Source organism: Bacillus cereus group sp. BfR-BA-01381, assembly GCF_022663555.1.
Lineage (GTDB): Bacteria > Bacillota > Bacilli > Bacillales > Bacillaceae_G > Bacillus_A > Bacillus_A pacificus.
The window spans coordinates 1-255 of sequence record NZ_JAKUFR010000306.1 but is presented as its reverse complement, the minus strand read 5'-3'; the positions used below and the strand labels follow the sequence as shown (position 1 = coordinate 255).

Sequence of the window (255 nt, the reverse complement as noted above, 5' to 3'; positions counted from 1 at the left end):
AACGAGCAGCCTCTTTTTTTTGCGTAGATTGTCGCGTTTTGTCGGTAAGTCGATATATTTGAAAAATCGCTGATATATTTCGAGTTGCGGTCGATATATTTGGAAAATCGCTGATATATTTCGAGTTACGGTCGATATATTTGAAAAATCGCCGATATAATTTCATATACCATAAAATCACAAGACATTTGCCCCTCATAAAGGAATATATATTTAAAAGGAGGCGGATTGAAATGAAGAGGGTAATGTACGTTG

Annotated in this window: 1 pseudogene; it reads right to left on the bottom strand. The window is 35.3% G+C overall.

Annotated features, from left to right (window positions below):
• A pseudogene (locus MR079_RS28825) lies at positions 1–181 on the bottom strand (hypothetical protein); the annotation flags it as partial.
• Positions 182–255: the final 74 nt, after the last annotated feature.